This is a genomic window from Streptomyces sp. NPDC002324 (assembly GCF_053593335.1).
In genome coordinates, this window is the sequence record NZ_JBSFCF010000003.1 from 338,557 (window position 1) to 344,556 (window position 6,000).

A 6,000-nucleotide genomic window follows, 5' to 3' on the forward strand; every position below is an offset into this window, starting at 1 on the left:
GGTTCTGCACGTGGGGGGGAGGTTGGGGGGCAGGAGGAGCAAGGGAGGGACACAAAAGAGAACAGATTCGTTCGACATTTCGCACAAGATCAGTCATGGCGAACGGCGAAAAGGTAAGGGCGTGTTACGTCCAGGTCAACGGGTCGGGCGAGACGAACACATGAGCACAGGAACGAACCGATGCGCGGAAGCCGGACTTCACGAAGTTTCTGTTATCGGGGTGAGCCCCGGACCGTCTCCGACGTCGTGCACAGCCAAACCCACAAGACAGCGGCCGCCGCCGGAGCCCTGGCGGTCACCGCCCTGATGCTCGGCGCCCCCACCGCGACCGCCGCCGGCCCCCGCGACGCGACCTCCGAGGTGCTGGCCGGGCGCGATGTCACGCTCGCCGGGGACACGGTGGTGACCGTGCCGTCGGGGACGACCACGTACGGCGGTGTGTTCAGCGGCACCGGCACGCTCACCGTGCGCGGCACCGGAACACTGATCCTCACCAGGGACAGCGACTTCACCCTGCCGAAGTCCCGGCAGCGGCAGAGCGTACGGATCCTCGGCGGCAACCACCCCTACGTCACCGTCACCCGCCCGGACCCGCCGGCCGTGACCGTCGAGCGGGGCGCGACCCTCCAGTACGGCGACAGCGGCTCGACCGGCGTGATCGGCCACTACCCGTACGGCACCCCGGCGTTCCGGCTCAACCAGAACAACATCCGGGTCGACGGCACCCTGCGGCTCGCCCTGAAGGACGTGGCGTACAACCTGGGGACCATCAGCGGCTCCGGGCTGGTCAGCCAGCCGCGGTTCCTGTGGGCCACCTGGGACCTGTCGGGCACCCATCCCTTCAGCGGTGTGATCGACAACGGCACCCAGGTGAACGCCGGACGCCCGGAGTACGCGACCTCCCTGCCGAACGCGCGCAAGGTCCTCAACCAGGGCACCTGGACCGTGGACACCCCGCTCGGCCGGACCGTCACCCAGGGCATGGACTTCTACCAGCGCGAGTACGGCAGCGACATCAACGTGCAGTCGCGGCCCGGCGGCAAGGTGATCCTCACCGGGCAGTACAGCTGGTCCGACCGGGGCGGCGACACCGACCCCTCGCTCAGCGACCCCGCCCTGAACTGGACACCCGCGCGCAAACACGTCAACAAGCGCGGCACCAACATCAAGGGTGCCGACGTCCAGTGGGGCGACGGCACCACGAACAGGATCTTCATGCCGGGCACCGCCGAGACGGTCTACATCAACCTTCTCGCCGCCCGCTCCCGTTCCCGGCTCACCTTCGACTACGACGGGCCGGTGACCCTGGGCGCCCCCATCGGCGGCGGCCGCTTCCACGACACGCTCTCCGCGCCCGGCGCCGGGGACATCGTCGTCAAGGGGACCAAGGGCAACGACGTCACCTTCGCCGCCGTCCAGTACTACAACGGGTCGACGACGGTCGAGAAGGGCGCGGTGCTGCGGCTGGGCAGTGGCAGGTCCGGCGGCGACGGCGGACTGTACACCGAGGGCGACCTCTCCGAGGTGGTCGACAACGGCTCGCTGATCGTCCGCAACACCGCCAGGCCCGTGACACTGTCGCGGATCGGCGGCAGCGGCTCGCTCACCCAGTCGGGTGCGGCCACCACCACGCTGACCGGCGGTGCGGTGACGTACACCGGGCCGACGACCGTCACCAAGGGCACGCTGGCCCTGCGTTCGGGGGCGACCCTGGCCCACAGCCGTACCGTCCGGCTCACCACGGCCGGGGCCACGCTCGACGTGGGCACGGCAGGGCTGACGGTGACCAGGTCGCTGTCCGGCAGGGGCACGGTGAAGGGAGCGGTGACCAACGCGGGCGCGGTCGTGACCGGTCTCACGGTGACGGGCGGCTACACCCAGACGAAGAAGGGCCAACTGGTCCTGCGTGCCAAGCCGTTGAAGGTCACCGGCGCGGTGAGGCTGGCCGGCGGTCTGGACCTCGCGGCACCGGCCGCCGCCGGCGGGCCCGGCGCGAAGGTCACCGTGATCGACCACCGGGGCAAGGGCCGGAACACCGGGTCGTTCACCGGGCTCCGCGAGGGCGCCGAGGTGAAGCTGGCCGACCACACGTACCGGATCACCTACCGGGGCGGCGACGGCAACGACGTCGTCCTCACCCGGGCGAAGGCGAACCGTTCACCGGCGGTGAAGGCCGCCGCGGGCTCCGGCTCCGGTGCCCCGGAGACCCGTACGCGGAACGCGAGTGCCTCCGCCGACACCGGCTTCGGCTGGTGGCCGTACGCGCTCTTCGTCGGCTGCCTCTCCGGGCTGCTGGTGCCGGTGACCCGAAGCCGCAGGAACAAGCGCCACCGCGGCGGCGGCCGCCACGCGGCCACGGGCTGAGCCGCGGATGGGGGCCGGATGATCGGGCCGGCCCCCGCGGTACGGCGCGCGCGGTCGTACCGTGCGGCTCAGACCCCGGCCCCGGCGACCGCGTCCGCCTCGTCCTGGGCGCCCTCCTGCCGGCCCCGCAGCCACACGTAGACCGGGATGCCCGCGAACAGGAACAGGGCGCCCTGGTAGACGGCCGCGTAGCCGGCTCCGGCGATCAGCCAGAAGGAGAAGGCGAAGGAGAGGGCGGCGACGATCAGGTCGCGGACCAGGCCGGCGGGGCGGACCCGCTCGCGGGTGCCCCTGGCCAGCCAGTACAGCTGGGCCGCGGCGGACAGCAGGTACGGGACGCAGCCGGTGAACGTGGTGACGAGGACGAGGACGCGGAAGGCGGTGTCCGGGTCGTCCGCGTAGTTGACGACGATGAGGAGCGTGCCGAGGACGGCGGTGGCGAGGACGCCGAAGCCGGGCACACCGCCCTTGCCGAGCCGGGCGAAGGGCTTCGGGAAGAGGCCGTCGCGGGCGGCGGCGTACGGCATCTGCGCGCTGAGCAGGACCCAGCCGTTGAGGCAGCCGACGATCGAGGCGACGGCGACCAGTGCGATCACCGTGCCGCCCCAGCTGCCGCCGGCCATCGCGTTCACCGCGTCGGCGAACGGCGCCCCGGACTCCACCAGTTCCTTGTGCGGGACCAGGCCGAACACCGCGACCGTGCCGAGGATGTAGACCAGCGCGGAGGCGAGCGTGCCGAGGACGCTGGCCCGGCCCACGGTGCGCTCGGGGTCCTTGACCTCGCCCGCGCTGACGGCGGCCGACTCGACGCCCAGGAAGCTGTAGAGAAGGAGTGCCGCGGCGGCGGCGATGGCGCCGGGCGTGCTCTCGCCGGAGGCGTTGAAGGGACCGTAGTTGTCGGTGTCGACGTAGAACAGACCGATGGTGGCGACCAGCAGCAGTGGCACGAACTTCAGCACGGTGGAGACGACCTGCACCGCGCCCACGTAGCGGGTGCCCGCGAAGTTCGCGGCGGCCGGCAGCCACAGGGCGGCCAGGGCCACCAGCGCCGGGACGGCCTTGCCGTCGCCCAGGGGTATCAGCACGTCCACGTAACCGACCACGCCGACGGCGAGCGCGGCGATGCTGACCCAGCACATCGTCCAGTACGACCAGGCCGACAGGAAACCCGCGAAGGGGCCGAAGGCGTCGCGCGGGTAGACGTAGAGGCCACCGGTGACCGGGCTGCGCCGGGCCAGCTTCCCGAAGAGCAGCGCCAGCAGGACGGCGGCCACGGAGAGGATGCCGAAGGCGAGCAGACTGACCGTGCCGTACGGGGCGACGGCGGCGGGGAGCGTGAAGATGCCGCCGCCGATGATGTTGCCCATGACGAGGGCGGTGGCCGCGACGACGCCGAACTTGCGGCCCGGGGCGGTCGCGCCCGCGCCGGGTCCGGCGGCCGGGGTCGCCCCGGCGTCGCCGGCCGGGCTCGGTTCGGGCTCGGTGGCCTCGGGGGTGCTGGTGGTGGTCATGGCGGTTCCCGGGGGAGGGGGTGGGGACGGGGGAGGGCGTGATCGTACCCCGCAGTCCACATGGTGGTCGATCTGTTCACAGACTGGACATACTCGGGAGTCCGCCCTCGGGGCTCGGTTACCGTCGTCGGCATGACCAGCAACGCACCCGGCAGCCTCTCCCCCTCCCCCGGCCCTCCCGTCGGCCCCTTCGCCGCGGCCCTCGCCGCCGATGTACTCGTCCTCGACGGCGGTATGTCCAACCAGCTGGAGTCCGCCGGGCACGACCTGAGCGACGAGCTGTGGTCGGCGCGGCTGCTCGCGGAGCAGCCCGAGGCGCTCACCGAGGCCCATCTCGCCTACTTCGAGGCGGGCGCCGACGTGGCGATCACGGCCAGCTACCAGGCCACCTTCGAGGGCTTCGCCAAGCGCGGCATCGACGGCGACCGGGCGGCCGAACTCATGGCCCTGAGCGTCGAGTCGGCCGTGGACGCGGCGGTGGAGGCGAAGACACGGGGCCGCTCGGGCCCGCTGCTGGTGGCCGCCTCGGTCGGCCCGTACGGGGCCATGCTCGCGGACGGTTCCGAGTACCGGGGCCTGTACGGGCTGAGCGTGGCGGAGCTGGAACGGTTCCACCGGCCCCGGCTGGAGGTGCTGGCCGCCGCCCGTCCCGACGTCCTGGCCCTGGAGACGATCCCGGACACCGACGAGGCCGAGGCCCTGCTGCGGGCGGTCCGCGGTCTGGGCGTGCCCGCCTGGCTGTCGTACACCGTCGCCGGCGACCGCACGCGCGCCGGGCAGCCGCTGGAGGAGGCCTTCGCCCTCGCCGCCGACTCCGAGGAGGTCGTCGCCGTCGGCGTGAACTGCTGCGCCTCCGACGACGTGGACGGCGCGATCGAGACAGCCGTCAGGGTCACCGGCAAACCGGTCGTCGTGTACCCGAACAGCGGGGAGACCTGGGACGCGTCGGCCCGGGCCTGGACCGGGCGGTCCACGTTCACCACCGAGCAGGTGGAGGGGTGGCGGGCGGCCGGGGCCCGGCTCGTCGGCGGATGCTGCCGGGTGGGACCGGAGGCCATCGCGGCCATCGCGCGGACACTGGGCTGAGGACCCGCCACGCGACCGGCGCTTGCCCGCGTGGCCGATCGCGACAGGTCCCCGCGCCCCTTGCGGGGCCCGGGGACCTGAGTCGCGGATCCGGTGGTCACGGCGTCACTTCGGGTCGCTGTTGAACCTGGCGGCCGACCAGAAGTAGCCGAGTACCGCGAGGCCCAGGCACCAGGCGAGGGCGAGCCAGCCGTTGTGGCCGATCTCGGTGCCGAGGAGCAGACCGCGCAGGGTCTCGATGGCCGGGGTGAAGGGCTGGTACTCGGCGATCGGCTGGAACCAGCCCGGCATGGTGTCGGCCGGGATGAAGGCGCTGGAGACGAGCGGCAGGAGGACCAGCGGCTGTGCGCTGTTGGCGGCCGCCTCGGCGTTGGGGCTGACCAGGCCCATGCCGACCGCGATCCAGGTGAGCGCCAGCGAGAACAGGGCGAGCAGCCCGAACGCGGCCAGCCATTCCAGGGGGGTGGCGTCGACGGAGCGGAAGCCGATGGCCACACCGACCGCGCCGACGAGGACCACACTGGCGACACATTGCAGCACGCTGCCGACGACGTGCCCGATGAGCACGGAGCCGCGGTGGATGGCCATCGTGCGGAAGCGGGCGATGATGCCCTCGTTCATGTCCGTCGCGACGGACACCGCGGTCCCGACGACGGTGCCGCCGATGGTCAGCATCAGGATGCCCGGGACGATGTAGGCGATGTAGTCGGAGCGGTCGCTGCCTCCGATGCCGGCGCTCATCACGTCGCCGAAGATGTAGACGAAGAGCAGGAGCAGCATGATCGGCGTGAGCAGCAGGTTCAGGGTGAGCGACGGATAGCGGCGCGCGTGCAGGAGGTTGCGGCGCAGCATCGTGGAGGAGTCGCGGACGGCGAGGGCGAGGGAACTCATCGGACGGTCTCCTTGGGCTGGGTGGCCTGGGTGGCCTGCGCGGTCTGGTGGGGGAGGGTGGTGTCGGCGGTGAGGGCGAAGAAGACGTCGTCGAGGTCGGGGGTGTGGACGGTGAGTTCGTCGGCCTCGATGCCGGCGGCGTCCAGCT

At 72.1% G+C, this 6,000-nt stretch carries 4 protein-coding genes and 1 pseudogene; 2 read left to right on the forward strand and 3 right to left on the reverse strand.

The annotated features are described in order from the left end of the window. Nucleotides 1-246: 246 nt before the first annotated feature. Nucleotides 247-2,364, forward strand: coding sequence for an autotransporter (locus ACWCRJ_RS07525; protein WP_450938411.1), 2,118 nt, complete (start codon nucleotides 247-249; stop codon nucleotides 2,362-2,364). Nucleotides 2,365-2,432: 68 nt separating this feature from the next. Here the strand turns inward: ACWCRJ_RS07525 and ACWCRJ_RS07530 are convergent, their stop codons facing one another. Continuing rightward, nucleotides 2,433-3,875, reverse strand: coding sequence for an amino acid permease (locus ACWCRJ_RS07530; protein ID WP_450938412.1), 1,443 nt, complete (start codon nucleotides 3,873-3,875; stop codon nucleotides 2,433-2,435). Between the two features lie 132 nt (nucleotides 3,876-4,007). Between ACWCRJ_RS07530 and mmuM the strand changes: the two genes are divergently transcribed. Beyond that, nucleotides 4,008-4,961 (forward strand): homocysteine S-methyltransferase, encoded by a 954-nt coding sequence (gene mmuM, locus ACWCRJ_RS07535; RefSeq protein WP_450938413.1) that lies wholly within the window; start codon nucleotides 4,008-4,010, stop codon nucleotides 4,959-4,961. Nucleotides 4,962-5,066: 105 nt separating this feature from the next. Here the strand turns inward: mmuM and ACWCRJ_RS07540 are convergent, their stop codons facing one another. Continuing rightward, entirely contained in the window at nucleotides 5,067-5,852 is a 786-nt protein-coding gene (locus tag ACWCRJ_RS07540) for an ABC transporter permease (protein WP_334660169.1), read from the reverse strand. After that, a pseudogene (locus tag ACWCRJ_RS07545) lies at nucleotides 5,849-6,000 on the reverse strand (ABC transporter); the annotation flags it as partial. The pseudogene ACWCRJ_RS07545 and the gene ACWCRJ_RS07540, both read right to left, overlap by 4 nt.